The 17008-nt window shown below is 71.8% G+C and carries 13 protein-coding genes and 1 riboswitch; of the genes, 4 read left to right on the top strand and 9 right to left on the bottom strand.

Annotated features, from left to right (window positions below; all coding sequences use genetic code 11):
- The first annotated feature begins 62 nt into the window (after window positions 1-62).
- The gene (locus OG776_RS13370; protein WP_148010895.1) at window positions 63-878 is read left to right on the top strand and encodes a VOC family protein; all 816 of its coding nucleotides are present in this window, start codon (window positions 63-65) and stop codon (window positions 876-878) included.
- A 261-nt stretch (window positions 879-1139) separates the two neighbouring features.
- Here the strand turns inward: OG776_RS13370 and OG776_RS13375 are convergent, their stop codons facing one another.
- The 4 genes from OG776_RS13375 to OG776_RS13390 all read right to left on the bottom strand — a co-directional run bounded on the left by OG776_RS13375 (window position 1140) and on the right by OG776_RS13390 (window position 6554).
- The gene (locus tag OG776_RS13375) at window positions 1140-1787 is read right to left on the bottom strand and encodes a thymidine kinase (RefSeq protein ID WP_148010894.1); all 648 of its coding nucleotides are present in this window, start codon (window positions 1785-1787) and stop codon (window positions 1140-1142) included.
- Window positions 1788-1833: 46 nt separating this feature from the next.
- Window positions 1834-3021, bottom strand: coding sequence for an alkaline phosphatase family protein (locus OG776_RS13380; protein ID WP_148010893.1), 1188 nt, complete (start codon window positions 3019-3021; stop codon window positions 1834-1836).
- Window positions 3021-3608 carry a DUF5998 family protein gene (locus OG776_RS13385; RefSeq protein WP_148010892.1) on the bottom strand — a complete coding sequence of 196 codons (588 nt, stop codon included), beginning with the start codon at window positions 3606-3608 and terminating at the stop codon, window positions 3021-3023. The genes OG776_RS13380 and OG776_RS13385 overlap by 1 nt, the downstream gene beginning before the upstream one ends.
- 111 nt (window positions 3609-3719) lie before the next feature.
- Complete coding sequence (locus OG776_RS13390) at window positions 3720-6554, bottom strand: bifunctional acetate--CoA ligase family protein/GNAT family N-acetyltransferase (protein WP_329320808.1); 2835 nt, start codon at window positions 6552-6554, stop codon at window positions 3720-3722.
- 178 nt (window positions 6555-6732) lie between these two features.
- Between OG776_RS13390 and OG776_RS13395 the strand changes: the two genes are divergently transcribed.
- Window positions 6733-7014, top strand: coding sequence for an HPr family phosphocarrier protein (locus OG776_RS13395; RefSeq protein WP_148010890.1), 282 nt, complete (start codon window positions 6733-6735; stop codon window positions 7012-7014).
- 181 nt (window positions 7015-7195) lie between these two features.
- On the opposite strand, the gene OG776_RS13400 is transcribed toward OG776_RS13395, so the two are convergent.
- From OG776_RS13400 to OG776_RS13415, 4 genes are all read right to left on the bottom strand, one after another.
- A complete protein-coding gene (locus tag OG776_RS13400) occupies window positions 7196-7891 on the bottom strand; it encodes a GntR family transcriptional regulator (RefSeq protein WP_148010889.1) in 696 nt (231 codons plus the stop codon).
- Between the two features lie 280 nt (window positions 7892-8171).
- On the bottom strand, window positions 8172-8936 hold the full coding sequence (locus OG776_RS13405; protein WP_148010888.1) for a M23 family metallopeptidase: 765 nt from the start codon (window positions 8934-8936) through the stop codon (window positions 8172-8174).
- A 13-nt stretch (window positions 8937-8949) separates the two neighbouring features.
- A riboswitch (cyclic di-AMP (ydaO/yuaA leader) is annotated at window positions 8950-9111 on the bottom strand.
- Window positions 9112-9346: 235 nt separating this feature from the next.
- Entirely contained in the window at window positions 9347-10735 is a 1389-nt protein-coding gene (locus OG776_RS13410; protein ID WP_148010887.1) for a M16 family metallopeptidase, read from the bottom strand.
- Window positions 10732-12093 (bottom strand): M16 family metallopeptidase, encoded by a 1362-nt coding sequence (locus OG776_RS13415; RefSeq protein WP_148010886.1) that lies wholly within the window; start codon window positions 12091-12093, stop codon window positions 10732-10734. Before OG776_RS13415 ends, OG776_RS13410 begins: the two co-directional genes overlap by 4 nt.
- A gap of 280 nt (window positions 12094-12373) precedes the next feature.
- Here OG776_RS13415 and OG776_RS13420 point away from each other — a divergent pair, with 280 nt between their 5' ends.
- Complete coding sequence (locus OG776_RS13420) at window positions 12374-14833, top strand: DNA gyrase/topoisomerase IV subunit A (protein WP_329320813.1); 2460 nt, start codon at window positions 12374-12376, stop codon at window positions 14831-14833.
- 7 nt (window positions 14834-14840) lie between these two features.
- Here OG776_RS13420 and OG776_RS13425 read toward each other — a convergent pair whose 3' ends face one another.
- Window positions 14841-15920, bottom strand: coding sequence for a CobW family GTP-binding protein (locus tag OG776_RS13425; RefSeq protein ID WP_148011089.1), 1080 nt, complete (start codon window positions 15918-15920; stop codon window positions 14841-14843).
- A 397-nt stretch (window positions 15921-16317) separates the two neighbouring features.
- Here OG776_RS13425 and OG776_RS13430 point away from each other — a divergent pair, with 397 nt between their 5' ends.
- Window positions 16318-16824: a DUF6082 family protein gene (locus OG776_RS13430; protein WP_148010884.1), complete on the top strand. Its 507-nt coding sequence runs from the start codon at window positions 16318-16320 to the stop codon at window positions 16822-16824.
- Window positions 16825-17008: the final 184 nt, after the last annotated feature.

Genomic DNA, 17008 nt, shown 5'->3' on the forward strand with positions numbered 1-17008 from the left:
GGTACGCGTGTTGGTAGGCGGAAGGTGAACGGCCACCGCGAGGGGCCGAGAAGAGAGTGACGATGACCGAGGCACGGGGGCCGGCCGGCCTGAACGGCACAACGCACACTCGGCACGCGCCCGGCGTTCCCTGCTGGGTGAGCCTGATGGTGCACGCAATGGACACGACCCAGGAGTTCTACGGAGAGCTGTTCGGCTGGGAGTTCGAACCCGGCCCGCAGCAGCTCCCGCGGCAGCTCGGCCCCTCCGCCCGGGCGCTGCTGGACGGTCACGAGGTGGCGGGCATCGGACAGATGCCGCCCGACCAGCATCTCTCGATCGCCTGGACACCGTACTTCGCCTCGGACGACGTGAACCAGACCGCCGAATCGGTACGGCACTGCGGCGGAACCGTAGGGGTGGGCCCGCTGGACGCGGGCGACGCCGGGCGGCTGGCGATCGGTCTCGACCCGACCGGCGCGGTCTTCGGGATCTGGCAGGCGGCGGCCCATGTGGGCACCGGCATCATCGGGGTGCACGGCACGCCTGCCTGGATCGAGTTGGTGACCCGCGACACCGAGAGTGTCGTCAAGTTCTACCAGGGGGTCTTCGGGCACGAACTGGAACCCGTCGTCTCGGCCGACTTCGACTACGTGACCCTCCAGTCGGACGGCCGCGCGGTCGCGGGCATCCACGGCGTCGGCCACGGCCTGCCCCGTGACCGCGGCCCGCACTGGCTGACCTACTTCGAGGTCAGGGACGTCGACGCCGCCACCGCCCAGGTCACCGAGCTCGGCGGGCACGTCCTCCGGGCCGCCCACGACTCGGCCTACGGACGGGTGGCCACGGTGGCCGATCCGGAGGGCGCGGTGTTCTCGCTCATCCACACCGACCGCTGAGGGACCCGCCGGAGCGCCCGGCCGGCCGGACGGCGGACCGGGCCCCGGCCGTCGGGCGACCGGGTGCTCCGCCAGGGCCGGCGCTCGGACGGCCGACCCTCCGGCGGCGGGCAGCGGGCAGCGGGCTGCCGATTCACTCACGCCGGCAGCGTGGACCGATCAGGTCGAGGCACCGAGGCGCCGCGACGCCTCGCCTCGGAAACGGTCGGACGGGCCCCGTCGCGGGAACGCCGTCGCACGACCGCGCCCACGCGGACGCGCTCAGGTGGACGCGATCGGGAGCACGTCCGGGGAGAGGGCGCCCGCGCGGGCGGTCGCCGCCGTCATCCGGCGGCGGTGGTGGCGACGGCAGAGGACCTCGTAGCCGACGTCCTCCGCCTGGTTGACGTCACCGACGACCACCTGGGCGCCCTCGACGACCATTTCGCCGCCTATCGTGCGGGCGTTGTGGGTGGCGCGTGCGCCGCACCAGCACAGGGCCTCGACCTGGAGGACCTCCACCCGGTCGGCCAGCTCCACCAGCCGCTGCGAGCCGGGGAAGAGCTTGGAGCGGAAGTCGGTGGTGATACCGAACGCGAAGACGTCGATGTCCAGTTCGTCGACCACCCGTGCCAGCTGGTCGATCTGTCCGGGAGCCAGGAACTGGGCCTCGTCGGCGATCACGTAGTCCGCGCGGCCGCCCTGCGAGAGGTGTTCGACGAGGTAGGAGTACAGGTCCTGGTCGTCGGCGACCTCCACCGCGTCCGTGACCAGGCCCAGGCGCGAGGAGAGCTTGCCCTCGCCCGCGCGGTCGTCGCGCGTGAAGATCATGCCCTGCAGGCCCCGGGCCGAACGGTTGTGCTCGATCTGCAGAGCCAGCGTCGACTTCCCGCAGTCCATCGTTCCGGAGAAGAACACCAGCTCGGGCATGGGGAGTTGAGCACCTTTCGGCAAGGAGGGGCGGACGGGGAGAGGGTCAGGAACGTACTTCCAGGAGCGGGACGTGCTGTTCCGCCGGGGTCATCGAACCGTGGTTGCCGACCATCGCGGACTCCTTCGGCTCCCGCTCGGTCGCGATGATCAGGACGTCGTCCCGGGCCGCCGCGACGACATCGCCGATGCGGGCGTACACCCGTTCGTCGACCTGGGGTCCGAACCAGCCCGCCGCGATCGCCTCGTCGCGCGAGGCCACCCAGAACTGCTCGCCGAGGACCTCGCGCCAGCAGGTCAGGACGTCCGCCTCGGCGCCCGGCACCGCGTACACGTGCCGGGCCCGCCCCTCGCCGCCGAGCAGGGCGACCCCGGCCCGCAGCTCCCAGTCCTCGTCGAAGTCGATGCGGTGCTGGTCGTCGAACGGGATGTCGATCATGCCGTGGTCCGCGGTGACGTACAGCGCGGAGCGGGGCGGCAGTTGCTCGGCGAGGCGCTGGACCAGCCGGTCCACGTACATCAGCTGGCCGCGCCAGGGGTCCGAGTCGACACCGAACCGGTGGCCCTTGCCGTCCACCTCGGCGTAGTACGTGTAGACCAGGGAGCGGTCACCGGCCGCGAGCTGCGCGGCCGCGAAGTCCACGCGGTCCTCGCCGGTCAGCCGGCCGTGGAAGGTGCCGCCGCTCAGCGCGACCTTGGTGAGCGGGGTGTTCTGGAAGGCGGGGGACGAGACCTGGGCGGTGTGCACCCCGGCCCTGTCGGCCAGCTCGAAGACCGTGGGGTACGGCTGCCAGGGGCGCGGCGAGGTCCACGGGGTCCAGCGGAGCTGGTTCATCAGCTCGCCGGTCCCGGGATTGCGCACGGTGTACCCGGGCAGACCGTGCGCGCCGGGCGGCAGGCCCGTGCCCACGGAGGCGAGGGAGGTCGCGGTGGTCGCCGGGTACCCGGCGGTGATCGGCCGGCCGGTGCCGCCCCGGGACGAAGCGAGGAGCGACGCCATGAAGGGGGCTTCGTCGGGATGCGCCGTCAGCTGCTCCCAGCCGAGTCCGTCGATCAGGAAGACACAGGCGCGGTCGGCGCCGGTCAGTTCCGGTATGGCGGCGGTCATGCCGGGTACGGACATGCCCGCGGCGAGCGTGGGCAGCAGATCCGCGAGCGAGCCCGTGCCGTACTCGGGGACGGGCGCGGAGCCGACGGCCAGGGGTTCCGGGTGATCCCAGGTGGAGAGGGCCATCAGCGGGTGGGGTCCGCGGTCGCCTCGGAGAGGGACTGCGCGAAGGCGAGGGCCTGGCGGACGGTCTCCGGGCCGTCCCCCGCCTCGCTGACGCGCAGGCTCAGGTCGTCGGCCGTCGAGTTGCCGGTGTAGCCGTGGTCCGCCTCGCAGTTGGGGTCGCCGCAGGCCGCGGGCTCCAGGTCGATACGGGCGACCGCGCCCCAGCCGATGGTCAGCACGACCTCGCGGGGCAGCGTGCCCGGCGCGTACGACTCGGGGTTGGCGACGACCCGGCTGACCACGACGGACGAGATCCGGCCGAGCTTCACGGACTCCGTGGACGTGGTGGCGTAGGGCGTGGGGGAGGTCGTGTCCGCGTTCTGCTCGTCGGTGTGGCTGACGATGAAGCGGTTGCCGGTCAGGACGAGCACGGTGACGTGCCGGCGCACCTCGTTGGCGTCGAACGTCGTCTCCTGGTGGACCAGGTACGACCGGATGGCCTCGCCGCCGATCGCGGCCTCCACCGCCTCGGCCACGAGGGCCGGGTAGTAGCCGCTGCGCTCGATCGCCGCTCGCAGCCCCTGGGTCGTCGTACTGGTCTTGGCCATGACGTCCATCCTACGGGGGCCCACTGACTGCGAGGCACCGCTCGTGGGTCTCTGTCGTGGACGGATCGGAACCGGACCCGGGACGGCGCCGGTGGGGCACCGCGCCGCCGGTCAGACGACGGGCAGCGTCCGGGGGCCGAGGTCGTCACGGAGGGGGGCGCGGGCCAGCCGGACGGTGGCGCCGAGCACGGTCAGCCCGCGCGGGGCGACCACCACCGGCTCCAGGGAGACCCCGACGACCTCCGGATGATCGTCCACCAGGCGCGACACCCGCAGCATCACCTCTTCGAGGGCCGCGGTGTCGACGGGGGCCGAGCCGCGCCAGCCGAACAGGAGCGGGGCCGTCCGGATCGACCGGACCAGCGAGGCCGCGTCCCGGTCGGTGACCGGGATCAGACGGTGCCCGGTGTCCCCCAGCAGCTCCGAGGCGGCTCCGGCCAGGCCGAACGACAGCACCGCGCCCGCCGCGGGGTCGATGACGGCCCGTACGACCGTGTCCACCCCGCGCGGTGCCATGGCCTGCACGACCGGCCGCAGCTCCTCCGGGGTCCCGAAGAGCTCGGTCAACTCTCCGTACGCCCTGCGCAGTTGCTCCTCGTCCGCCAGGTCCAGGCGGACGCCGCCGAGGTCGGCGCGGTGGCGCAGGTGCGGGGCGGTGGTCTTGAGGGCCACGGGGTAGCCGAGGGTGCGCGCTGCCGCGGCGGCCTCGTCGGGCGTCGGCGCGGGCAGCGCCCGGCGTACGTCGACGCCGTACCGCCCGAGCAGCGCGCAGGTGTCCTCGGGGCCGAGGGTCAGCCCGGTGCCCCGGGAGAGGAGCGCGTCGATCTGTTCGGCGGCGCCCCTCTCGTCGACGTCCTCGTACTCGGGCACCTTGCCGGGCTCGGCCGCCTCCCGTCGCCACTGGGCGTACTTCACGGCCTCGGCGAGCGCGCGGACGGCACGCTCGGCGGCGGGGTAGGCGGGGATGAGGCGCGTCTCGTCGGGGGCGTCGGCGGAGGGCCCGTCCGGGTCCCGCCGTCCGACGGGTGCGGGGTGCGCTCCGGGCGGGGCGGCGGCCGCGGGGCCGCCGGGGCCGGTCTGCGGGGCCGTGCTGGCGGCGGCCGACAGTGCCTCGGCGAGTCCGCCGAGCTCCACGTGCGCCACCAGCACCGGCTTGGCCGGGGCCGATGCCGAGGCCGAGCGCAGCGCCCCGGCCAGGGCCGCGTCCGCCACGGAGGTCTCCCCCACCGCGGGGATGGCCGTCACCACGACGGCGTCGCACCTGTCGTCGGCCAGGGCGCGGGCCAGTGCCCGGTGGAAGTCCTCCGCCGAGGCCTCCGTGGTCAGGTCCAGCGGCGGCAGCGGCCGCAGTCCCTCCGCGAGGCAGGCGTCGAAGGTCAGCAGTCCCAGCGACTCGGAGTTCCCGAGGATCGCCACCCGGGGGCCGGGCGGAAGCGGCTGGCGCGCCAGCAGGAGGCCCGCGTCGACCAGCTCGGTGATCGTGTCGACCCGGATCACGCCGGCCTGCCGGAGCAGCGCGGAGACGGTGGCGTGCGGCAGCCGAGTGGCCCGGACCGCGTGCCCCTGCGGGGCCGCCGCGTGCCGTGCGCCCTGCACCACGACCAGCGGCTTCGCCGCCGCCGTCCGGCGCGCCAGCCGGGTGAACTTGCGCGGGTTGCCGATGGATTCGAGGTACATCAGGGCGACGTCGGTGTCCGGGTCGTCGTACCAGTACTGGAGGACGTCGTTGCCGGACACGTCCGCGCGGTTGCCGGTGGAGACGAACGTGGACACGCCGGTCACGCCGGTGACACCGCCGCCGCGCCGGTGCAGCCGGGACAGCAGGGCGATGCCGATGGCCCCGGACTGCGCGAACAGGCCGATCCGTCCGGGGCGGGGCATCTCCGGTGCCAGGGAGGCGTTGAGGCGTACGCCGGGGGCGGTGTTGATGATCCCGAAGGTGTTCGGGCCGATGATCCGCATGCCGTACGTGCGGGCCTGGCGGACCAGTTCCCGCTGGCGTTCGCGCCCCCCGGGACCGCTCTCGGCGTAGCCGGCCGAGACGACGACGAGGCCCTGCACGCCGTGCTCGCCGCACTCGGCGACGACCTCGGGGACGTACGGCGCGGGCACGGCGACGACCGCGAGGTCGACGTGCTCGCCGATGTCGCGGACGGAGCGGTGCGCGGGGACCCCGTCGAGCTCCTTCTCCCCGAGCGACTTGTTCACCGCGTACAGCCGCCCCGTGAAGCCGGCCGCGCGGAGGTTGGCGAGGACGCTGCGGCCCACCCCGCCGGCCGTGCGTCCGGCGCCGATCACGGCGACCGAGCCGGGTGCGAGCAGACGTTGCACGGACCGGGCCTCGGCGCGCTGCTCGCGTGCGCGCTGGACGGCGAGGGAGCGGTCGGTGGGTTCGAGGTCGAACTCCAGGCGTACGACACCGTCCTCGAAGTGCCGCTTCTGCTGGTACCCGGCGTCGGTGAACACCTTGATCATCTTGGTGTTGGCGGGCAGCACCTCGGCGGCGAACCGGCGGATGTCCCGCTCCCTGGCCACCGCGGCGATGTGTTCGAGCAGGGCCGAGGCGACACCGCGGCCCTGGTGTGCGTCCTGGACGAGGAAGGCGACCTCGGCCTCGTCGGCGGGCGCGGAGGCCGGCAGGCCGCCGGGGCCGATGCGGTCGTACCGGACGGTGGCGATGAACTCGCCGCCGATGGTCGCCGCGAGGCCCACCCTGTCCACGAAGTCGTGGTGCGTGAAGCGGCGGACGTCCTTGGCGGACAGTCGCGGGTAGGGCGCGAAGAACCGGTAGTACTTCGACTCGTCCGAGACCTGCTCGTAGAAACTGACCAGGCGCTCGGCGTCGTCGACGGTGATGGGCCTGACGCGGGCCGTTCCCCCGTCGCGCAGCACCACGTCGGCCTCCCAGTGGGAGGGGTACTCGTGCCGGTCCGACGAGGTCTGCATGGGCCCCAGAGTACGGCTCGCGTCCGACAGCGGCGCGAGGCAGGCTAGGGGCAGCGGATTCGGATCCAGGCCGGGGTCCGAAGCCGGGTCCGGGACGGGTGGGACACCCGCTCCGGGCGCGCTTCACTCTATGGAACACTGGTCTAGACAACCCTGAACCCCTGAAGGGCAGCATCACATGGCTGAGCGCCGCGTCAACGTCGGCTGGGCCGAGGGCCTCCACGCCCGTCCCGCCTCCATCTTCGTCCGGGCGGCCACGGCCTCCGGCATCCCCGTGACGATCGCCAAGGCGGACGGCAACCCCGTCAACGCGGCTTCCATGCTCGCGGTCCTGGGCCTGGGCGCCCAGGGCGGCGAGGAGATCGTCCTGGCCTCGGAGGCCGAGGGAGCGGACGCCGCTCTCGACCGGCTGGCCAAGCTGGTCGCCGAGGGTCTCGAGGAACTCCCCGAGACCGTCTGAGGCACCCCACCCGGGATTCCTCCTCCGTGCGGCGGAAAAGACCTCCACACCGGAGGAAAACACCCCGCACACTGAGCGAAGGGCCCGCCCGAAATCAATGGGCGGGCCCTTCGCTTTTCCGTATTCCGGGCAGCAGAAATAATCTCCCGCGAATTACCTCTCTTTGTATACGGCCCCCGTGTTAATGACGCAGGCCCGTCATGTTTACGGGATGTTGCGAAGTCCTCACACGGTCCGGGCGCTCTCCCCCGCCGGGGAACCTGAGCCGGTGCGCGGCCGTGGCGCGCTCGGTGTGCAGCACCGTGACGGCCCGGGCCCGTTCGCCGTCGCCGCGCGCCACCGCGTCCACGATGCCGCCGTGCTCGGCCCAGGACTCCACCGGGTCGGCGGGCGCCTCGACCGTGTACATCCAGGCGATCTTGTGCCGCAGCTGGGCCAGCGTGGAGGTGAGCGCGGGGCTCCCGGAGGCCTGTGCGAGCGTCTCGTGGAACCAGCCGCCCAGGGAGCGCAGATCCTCGCTGTTGCCCTTCCTGGAGCGCTCCTGGCCCAGCCTGACCAGGCCACGCAGCACCTTGAGGTGGGCCTCGGTGCGCCGCTGGGCGGCCCGGAAGGCGCCCAGCGGCTCCAGCAGCATGCGCATCTCCAGCAGGTCCGCGGCCTCCTGCTCGGTGGGCTCCGCCACACACGCGCCCGCGTGCCGGCGGGTGACGACGAACCCCTCGGCCTCCAGGGTGCGCAGCGCCTCGCGCACCGGGACGCGCGAGACGCCGTAGCGGCGCGCGAGCAGTTCCTCGGTGAGCCGGCCGCCGCGCTCGTAGACACCCGCGACGATGTCGTCGCGGATCGCCGTGCATACCGAGTGCGCGGGAATGCGCATGACCGGACCTCCGCCTTAATCCCCGCGAAACGCGGTCGATCGACGCTCTTTCGGCGACTCTATTGCAGCGGACCGGAATTTCCGACGGCGGGCCGGAATCATGGATATTTTTTGGACAGACAGCAGTTCGAAACGCCGAAGCCCCGGCTCGGGCGAGCCGGGGCTTCGGACGTACGGACACCGGACGTGTGAACGTACGGACGCCTCGCGCCGGTGGTACGGACAGCGGGGGCATGCCGGACGCACGGACGCCGGGCGTCGGCCGTACGGGCGCGACGGGTCAGACGTTCACGCCGTGCGAGCGGAGGTAGGCGACCGGGTCGATGTCGGAGCCGTACTCCGCCGTGGTGCGCGCCTCGAAGTGGAGGTGCGGGCCGGTGGTGTTCCCGGTGGCACCGGAGAGGCCCAGCCGGCCGCCGGGCGTGACGGTCTGGCCGACGGAGACCTCGATGGACGACAGGTGGCCGTACATCGTGTACGTGCCGTCGTGCATCCGCAGGACGATCTGGTTGCCGTAGGCGCCGCCCCAGCCCGCCGTGACCACCGTGCCCGCGCCGACCGCGTGAACCGGGGTGCCGGACGCGGCGTGGAAGTCGACACCGGTGTGACTGCCGGAGGACCAGAGGCTGCCGCCGGCCTTGTAGCCCGTGGAGACGTACGAGCCGGGGATCGGCAGGACGAAGGTGTTGAGACGCTTGCGCTCGGCGGCGCGGGCGGCGCGCTCCTTGGCCTCGCGCTCCTTCTTCGCCTCCTCGACGGCCCGCTTGCGCGCGGCCTGTTCGGCCTTCCGGCGGGCCGCGGCCTCGTCGGCGGCCCGCTGCTGCGCGGCGGCCTGCGCGTCGATCTGGACGGCGACGGTGTCGCCCATGGTGACGGCCTGGGTCAGCCCGGTCTGCTCGACGGAGCTGTCCGCGGCCAGGGCCGGAGCGGCCAGGGTGCCGATGACACCGGTGGTGGTGAGCGCCGCGACGCCGACGGCGTTCGAGGTGGTGCGCTTCACGCGGCTCGGCCGACGGTGTTTCCCGGGGCCACAGGTGAACGCCATGTAGGGGCTCGGTCCTTTCCTTCCCTCTCGCCTACCGGGTTAGCTGACGGGTTCGGAGCAGGAAGGTCTCCTACGGAAGTCCTCACGGGGAGGAGGCCCGATTCACCCCAGGGACTGCGTACGGGTCCCCGGCTCCCCTGGCTCGCGCCGTACGGGGACTCGGCGATGACTGTCCGGTGCCGCGGACGCGGCGCACTGCCTGACGAACAGCCGGACCGACGCTAAGGGGGCCGTCTTTCGATCGACAAACGGAACACGGTTTTTGTAGTGCATGCCACAGGGCGTAAAGGCAACCTCCCTGCCAATACGGACAAATGGAGGGTGTTGTCGGGGCAAAAGGGGGCCCGGGTGACTCTTCGGTCACCCGGGCCCCTGGAGTCGCGTCGTCCGCCGCGCCTCGTGCCGCGCCGCTACTCAGCGGCCACGACGGTCACTTCACCGATGCCGAGGTCCTTGACGGGCTCCTCGATCTGCGCGGCGTCGCCCACCAGGACGGTGACCAGACGGTCCACCGGGAAGGCGTTCACCGCGGCCGCGGTGGCCTCCACCGTGCCGGTCGCGGCGAGCTGCTGATACAGCGTCGCCTGGTAGTCGTCGGGCAGGTACTGCTCGACCTGGTCGGCGAGCGTGCCCGCGACGGCCGCGGCGGTCTCGAACTTGAGAGGCGCCACACCCACGAGGTTCTGCACGGCGACGTCCCGTTCGGCGTCCGTCAGACCGTCCGCGGCGAGGGTGCGCAGCACCTTCCAGAGGTCGTCCAGCGCCGGCCCGGTGTTCGGGGTGTCCACGGAACCGCTGATGGCGAGCATCGCGATGCCCGTGCCGTCCGGGGCGGAACGCATCACCTGGCCGAACGCCCGCACCCCGTAGGTGTAGCCCTTCTCCTCGCGCAGCACCCGGTCCAGCCGCGAGGTGAGGGTGCCGCCGAGGCAGTACGTGCCGAGCACCTGGGCCGGCCACACCCGGTCGTGCCGGTCCGAGCCGACCCGGCCGATCAGCAACTGCGTCTGGACCGCGCCGGGGCGGTCCACGATGACCACCCGTCCGGTGTCGTCGGCGGTGACCGGCGGCACCGGGCGCGGTTCGCCGGTGGAACCGGTCCAGGCGCCGAGCGTCTCGGCGAGCAGCCCGTCGAGGTCCACGCCGGTGAGGTCGCCGACGATGACGGCGGTGGACGTCGCCGGCCGCACGTGCCGGTCGTAGAAGGCGCGGACACCCGCCGCGTCGATCTTCTGGACGGTCTCCTCCGTGCCCTGCCGGGGACGGGACATCCGCGAGCCGGCCGGGAACAGCTCCCTGGAGAGCTCCTTGGCCGCGCGGCGGGCCGGGTTGGCGCTCTCGTGCGGGATCTCGTCGAGCCGGTTGCGCACCAGCCGCTCGATCTCGCTCTCGGCGAACGCCGGTGCCCGCAGGGCGTCGGCGAGCAGACCGAGTGCCTTGGGGAGCCGCGAGACGGGCACTTCGAGGGAGAGGCGGACACCGGGGTGGTCCGCGTGCGCGTCGAGGGTGGCGCCGCACCGCTCCAGCTCGGCGGCGAACTCCTCGGCGGAGAGCTTGTCGGTGCCCTCCGAGAACGCGCGCGCCATGATCGTGGCGATCCCGTCGAGACCGGCGGGCTCGGCGTCCAGGGGCGCGGCGAGCAGCACCTCGACGGCGACGACCTGCTGGCCGGGGCGGTCGCAGTGCAGCAGCGTCAGGCCGTTGTCCAGCGTGCCGCGCTCGGGAGCGGGGAAGGCCCAGGGCTTGGGCCGGCCGGCCTGGGGCTGCGGGTGGAAGTCCATGGTGGCGAGCTCGGTCACTTCGCCGCCTCCTCGTCGGTCTCGTCAGCGGCGTCGGTGGCTTCGTCTGCTTCGGCGGCGAGCGGTTCGTAGACGAGCACCGCGCGGTTGTCGGGGCGCAGGCGGGCCTTGGCGACCTCCTGGACCTCCTCGGCGGTGACGTCGAGGATGCGTCCGACGGCCGTCAGGGCGAGCAGCGGATCGCCGAACAGGACCGCGTACCGGCACAGTTCGTCGGCGCGGCCCGCGACCGTGCCGAGCCGGTCCAGCCACTCGCGCTCCAACTGGGCCTGGGCGCGCTCCATCTCCTCGGCCGTGGGGCCCTCCTCGGCGAACCGGGCGAGCTCCTCGTCCACGGCGGCCTCGATGACCGGGACCTCGACGTCGCCCGAGGTCTTCACGTCCAGCCAGCCCAGGGAGGGCGCCCCGGCGAGCCGCAGCAGGCCGAACCCGGCCGCGACGGCGGTGCGGTCGCGGCGTACGAGCCGGTTGTAGAGCCGGGACGACTCGCCGCCGCCGAGGACGGTCAGGGCGAGGTCGGCCGCGTCGGACGCGCGCGTGCCGTCCTCGGGGAGCCGGTAGGCGGCCATCAGGGCGCGCGCCGGGACCTCTTCCTCGACGACCTCGCGCAGCTGCTCACCGATGGTCTCGGGCAGCGAACCGTCACGCGGGGCGGGCTTTCCGTCGTGCCCCGGGATGGAGCCGAAGTACTTCTCGATCCAGGCGAGCGTCTGCTCGGGGTCGATGTCCCCGACGACCGAGAGCACCGCGTTGTTGGGCGCGTAGTAGGTGCGGAAGAAGGCGCGGGCGTCCTCCAGGGTCGCCGCGTCCAGGTCCGCCATCGATCCGATCGGGGTGTGGTGGTACGGGTGGCCCTCGGGGTACGCGAGCGCGGTCAGCTTCTCGAAGGCGGTGCCGTAGGGCACGTTGTCGTAGCGCTGCCTGCGCTCGTTCTTGACGACGTCCCGCTGGTTCTCCATGGACTCGTCGTCGAGCGCGGCGAGCAGCGAGCCCATCCGGTCCGCCTCCAGCCAGAGGGCGAGCTCCAGCTGGTGGGCCGGCATCGTCTCGAAGTAGTTGGTGCGCTCGAAGCTGGTGGTCCCGTTCAGGGAGCCGCCGGCGCCCTGCACCAGCTCGAAGTGGCCGTTGCCCTTCACCTGACCCGATCCCTGGAACATCAGGTGCTCGAAGAGGTGAGCGAGTCCGGTACGGCCCTTGACCTCGTGGCGCGAGCCGACGTCGTACCAGAGGCACACCGCCGCGACCGGGGTCAGGTGGTCCTCGGAGAGCACCACGCGCAGGCCGTTGGCCAGGCGGTGCTCGGTCGCTGTCAGGCCGCCGGAGCCTGTCTCAGCTGTGGCCGTGTGACCCATGGGCATGTACGTCCCTTCGATCGCGGAAACTGCAGAATTCCTGTCGGTCCTGCCACTGTATGCAAGCGTGCCGACGGGTGGCGAAGTTCCCGCGCCCCGTACGCCGAGAGCGAGACTCACCTGCGGCGCGGGGCCGTGCTCCCGCGCCCCGGGAGCGGGCGGAAAGGGCCCCCGCGAGGCCCCTACGGACGGGTCGCGGTCCGCGTTGTCAGCGGGGCGGTCCACAATGGTGCGCGTCAGATCCCGTTCATGCCCCGGCAGAGACTGTGAAGGAGCCGCAGCAGCGATGGCCCGCCGCAGCACGAAGACCCCGCCGCCCGACGACTCGTACGAGGAGAAGATCCTCGACATCGACGTCGTGGACGAGATGCAGGGCTCCTTCCTCGAATACGCGTACTCGGTCATCTACTCGCGAGCCCTGCCGGACGCCCGTGACGGCCTCAAGCCCGTGCATCGGCGCATCGTCTACCAGATGAACGAGATGGGGTTGCGCCCGGACCGCGGCTATGTGAAGTGCGCGCGTGTCGTCGGCGAGGTGATGGGCAAGCTCCACCCGCACGGCGACGCGTCGATCTACGACGCCCTGGTGCGGCTGGCCCAGCCGTTCTCCATGCGCCTGCCGCTGGTCGACGGCCACGGCAACTTCGGCTCACTCGGCAACGACGACCCGCCGGCCGCCATGCGGTACACCGAGTGCCGGATGGCCGACGCCACGTCGCTGATGACCGAGTCCATCGACGAGGACACGGTCGATTTCGCGCCGAACTACGACGGCCAGGAGCAGGAGCCCGGCGTCCTGCCCGCGGCGTACCCGAACCTCCTGGTCAACGGCTCGTCGGGAATCGCCGTCGGCATGGCGACCAACATGCCGCCGCACAACCTCGGCGAGGTCGTCGCGGCCGCCCGGCACCTCATCCGCTACCCGGGTGCCGACCTCGAGACGCTGATGAAGCACGTCCCGGGCCCGGACCTGCCCACCGGCGGCCGGATCGTCGGCCTCTCCGGGATCAGGGACGCCTACGAGTCGGGCCGCGGCACCTTCAAGATCCGCGCCACGGTGTCGGTGGAGGACGTGACGGCGCGCCGCAAGGGTCTCGTCGTCACCGAACTGCCCTTCACCGTCGGTCCGGAGAAGGTGATCGCCAAGATCAAGGACCTGGTCGGCTCCAAGAAGCTGCAGGGCATCGCCGACGTGAAGGACCTCACCGACCGCGCCCACGGCCTCCGCCTGGTCATCGAGATCAAGAACGGCTTCGTGCCGGAGGCGGTCCTGGAGCAGCTCTACAAGCTGACGCCGATGGAGGAGTCCTTCGGCATCAACAACGTGGCCCTGGTCGACGGCCAGCCCCTCACCCTGGGCCTCAAGGAGCTGCTGGAGGTCTATCTCGACCACCGCTTCGAGGTCGTGCGCCGGCGCAGCGAGTTCCGCCGGGGCAAGAAGCGCGACCGGCTGCACCTGGTCGAGGGCCTCCTCGTCGCGCTGATCGACATCGACGAGGTCATCCGTCTGATCCGGTCCAGCGAGAACTCGGCGCAGGCCAAGGAGCGCCTGATCGAGCGGTTCTCGCTCTCCGAGGTCCAGACGCAGTACATCCTGGACACCCCGCTGCGCCGCCTCACCCGGTTCGACCGCATCGAGCTGGAGTCGGAGCGCGACCGGCTCAACGGCGAGATCGACGAGCTGACCGGGATCCTGGAGTCGGACTCCGAGCTGCGCAAGCTGGTCTCCACCGAACTGGCCGCGGTCGCCAAGAAGTTCGGCACCGACCGGCGCACGGTGCTCCTGGAGTCGGCCGGTTCCTCCACGGCGACGGTTCCGCTCCAGGTGGCGGACGACCCGTGCCGGGTGCTGCTGTCCTCGACGGGCCTGCTCGCCCGCACGGCGAACGGCGATCCCTTCGCCGACGCGCAGGAAACCAAGCGCACCAAGCACGATCTGATCGTCTCCGCGGTGCAGGCGACGGCCCGCGGTGAGATCGGGGTGGTCATCTCCTCGGGCCGGCTGCTCCGGCTGAACGTGATCGACCTTCCGCAGCTGCCGGAGACCGCGTCCGCGCCCAACCTCTCCGGGGGCGCGCCGATCTCCGAGTTCCTGCCGTCCCTGGAGCCGGACGAGACGGTCGTCTGTCTCACGACGCTCGACGAGTCGTCGCCCGGTCTGGCACTCGGCACCGAGCAGGGCGTCGTGAAGCGTGTGGTCCCCGACTACCCCCTGAACAAGGAGGAGTTGGAGGTCATCACCCTCAGGGACGGCGACCGGATCGTCGGCGCGGTCGAGCTGCGCACCGGCGAGGAGGACCTGGTCTTCGTCGCCGACGACGCCCAGTTGCTGCGCTACCAGGCCTCCCAGGTGCGCCCGCAGGGCAGGGCGGCGGGCGGGATGGCGGGCATCAAGCTGACCGACGGGGCGAAGGTCATCTCCTTCACCGCGGTCGACCCCGCGGTGGACGCGGTGGTCTTCACCGTGGCCGGCTCGCGCGGCACGCTGGACGACTCCGTCCAGACCACGGCCAAGGTGACCCCGTTCGACCAGTACCCGCGCAAGGGCCGCGCCACGGGTGGCGTGCGCTGCCAGCGGTTCCTGAAGGGCGAGGACTGCCTGTCGCTGGCCTGGGCGGGCGCGGCTCCGGCCCGGGCCGCGCAGAAGAACGGCACCCCGGCCGAGCTGCCGGAGATGGACCCGCGCCGCGACGGCTCGGGCGTGTCGCTGGCGAGGCCGGTGTCGGTGGTGGCGGGTCCGGTGTAGCGCCGGATCAGCCCTCCGGACTCCGTTCCTGTACGTAGCGCAGGACGCCCCACATGCTGTGTTCGTCGGCGTGCGGGGCGTCCTCCTCGCATGCCGCCAGTTCCTTGCCGAGGGCGGCGGTGTCGACGCCTGAGCCGATCAGTACGAGCTGGGTGCGGCGCCCGCCGGCCGCCCCCGGGCCTCCGCTCCCGGAGCCCGCGGGCCAGGGCTCCGGACGGAACCGCAGGAACGGTCCGACGGCGTGCACGGCATAGCGGTTGCGGCGGTCGTGGACACCGAAGTCGACGTAGCCCTTGATGCGGTAGAGGCCCTCCGGCCTGCTGTCCAGGAACTCCATCAACCGCCGTGGGGAGAGCGGGACCTCGGAGGTGAAGGAGACGGATTCGTAGGCCGCGTGCAGATGTCCGGCATGGCCGTCCTCGGGGCCGGTCTCCTCGTGCGTGTGCAGGTCGTCGAAGGAGAGCTGTCCGACACGCTCCCGGTCCGGCCTGCGGTCGAAGAGCAGCTCGGGGTCGACACGGCCGTGCGCGGCGGGCACCACCGCGGCGCGGTCCACCAGCTCCCGTACGGTGCGCAGCACCCGCTCGGCGTCGTCGGCGCGGTCGGTCTTGTTGACGACGACGAGGTCGGCGAGGGCGAGATGCCGGTCGATCTCGGGATGCCTCTCCCGCGTGCGGTCGAACTCGACCGCGTCGACGACCTCGACGAGTCCGCCGTAGACGATCCTCGGATTCTCCCCGGCGAGCACCATCCGCACGAGTTCCTGGGGCTCGGCGAGGCCGCTCGCCTCGATGACGACGACGTCGATACCGGTCGAGGGCCGGGTGAGCCGTTCCAGATAGCCGTCGAGTTCACTGGCGTCGACCGCGCAGCACAGGCAGCCGTTCCCGAGCGACACGGTGGAGTCCCCGAGCGCTCCGGCCACCGCCATCGCGTCGATCTCGATCGCCCCGAAGTCGTTGACGACGGCGCCGATACGGCTGCCTCCGCTGTGGTGCAGGAGGTGGTTGAGCAGGGTGGTCTTGCCGGAGCCGAGGAAACCCGCGAGAACGATGACGGGAATCTGCCGGTCACCGGCCGGAGGCAGCCCGTCGGCGGCGGACGGTACCTGCTGGGGGCTGGGCTGGCTCAACGGGCGACCTCTTTCACACCGACGCGTGCGCCGGCTCGTGAACCGGCTCTCCGACGATGACGGCTCGTGGACCGGCGCTCGTACGGGGAATGGCTGTCGTCCCAGGATACGAGTGGGAGGAATCGCCCCGAAGTGAACGATTGTTAGCGGCGCTCGCGGGGCACACGTTGGGCATGGCGCCGGTACGCGCAACCGTCACTTCCCTCCGTGCGCCTCCTCTCCGCCTCCCCGCCGATCAGAGCCGCTCGGCAAGACTGGGAGACGGCAAGCGCGCCGCCCACGCTCGCCGGTCCGCTCCCTGTCGCCCCACAACCGACGACCGGCGGAACGGTCGCCTGATTCGGGGGTTGACATGGCCACACGGAACTCCGCGGTACGGAGGTTCGGCTCGGACGCCTGGGCCAGGCTCACCGCCGCGGCCGGTACCGTCACGGCACGGAGGACACGGCCGCGCAGGCGGGCCGTCCTCACCGAGCAGCACCGGCTCCACTTCGACCTGTTGTGCAAGGCCATGGACGATCCCGCTCTCGCCGCGGTCCTCAACACGTACGAGACGGAGATCACCGACGAGGAGCAGCGTCAGTACCTCTTCGCGAACGCCCTGTACATCAACGCCCTGTACTTCCACCGGATCGGGGCCCTGACGCGCGCGGAACTCCACGGGCACTTCCGCATCATGTGCCAGAACCAGATCTTCCGGGCCTACTGGGAGGCCACGGAACATCATCGCAAGAGCCTGCCCGAGGCCTCGGAGGAGGCCGGACTGGGCCGGATGATGGACAGCCTGATCCAGGATCAGGACGACTCCGACACCGACGAGTGGTGGGTCGTGGGTGAACCGGATGACGGGCCCGAGTAGTTCCCGGCGCCGACCGGTAATCTCTGATGTGGCGTGCGCCGGCCGAGCCGGGACCGACGTCTCCGCGCGGTACGGGTGTTCCTGATGTGCCGCTATCACCCCAATGCCGTACGCCGTCAAGCGGACTTGCCTCATGTCACTCGACTGCTAGTTGTTGCTTTGCGCACCAGGGGCAACAGGAACC

It is taken from the genome of Streptomyces sp. NBC_01689 (assembly GCF_036250675.1).
In the GTDB taxonomy this organism is placed as follows: Bacteria; Actinomycetota; Actinomycetes; order Streptomycetales; family Streptomycetaceae; genus Streptomyces.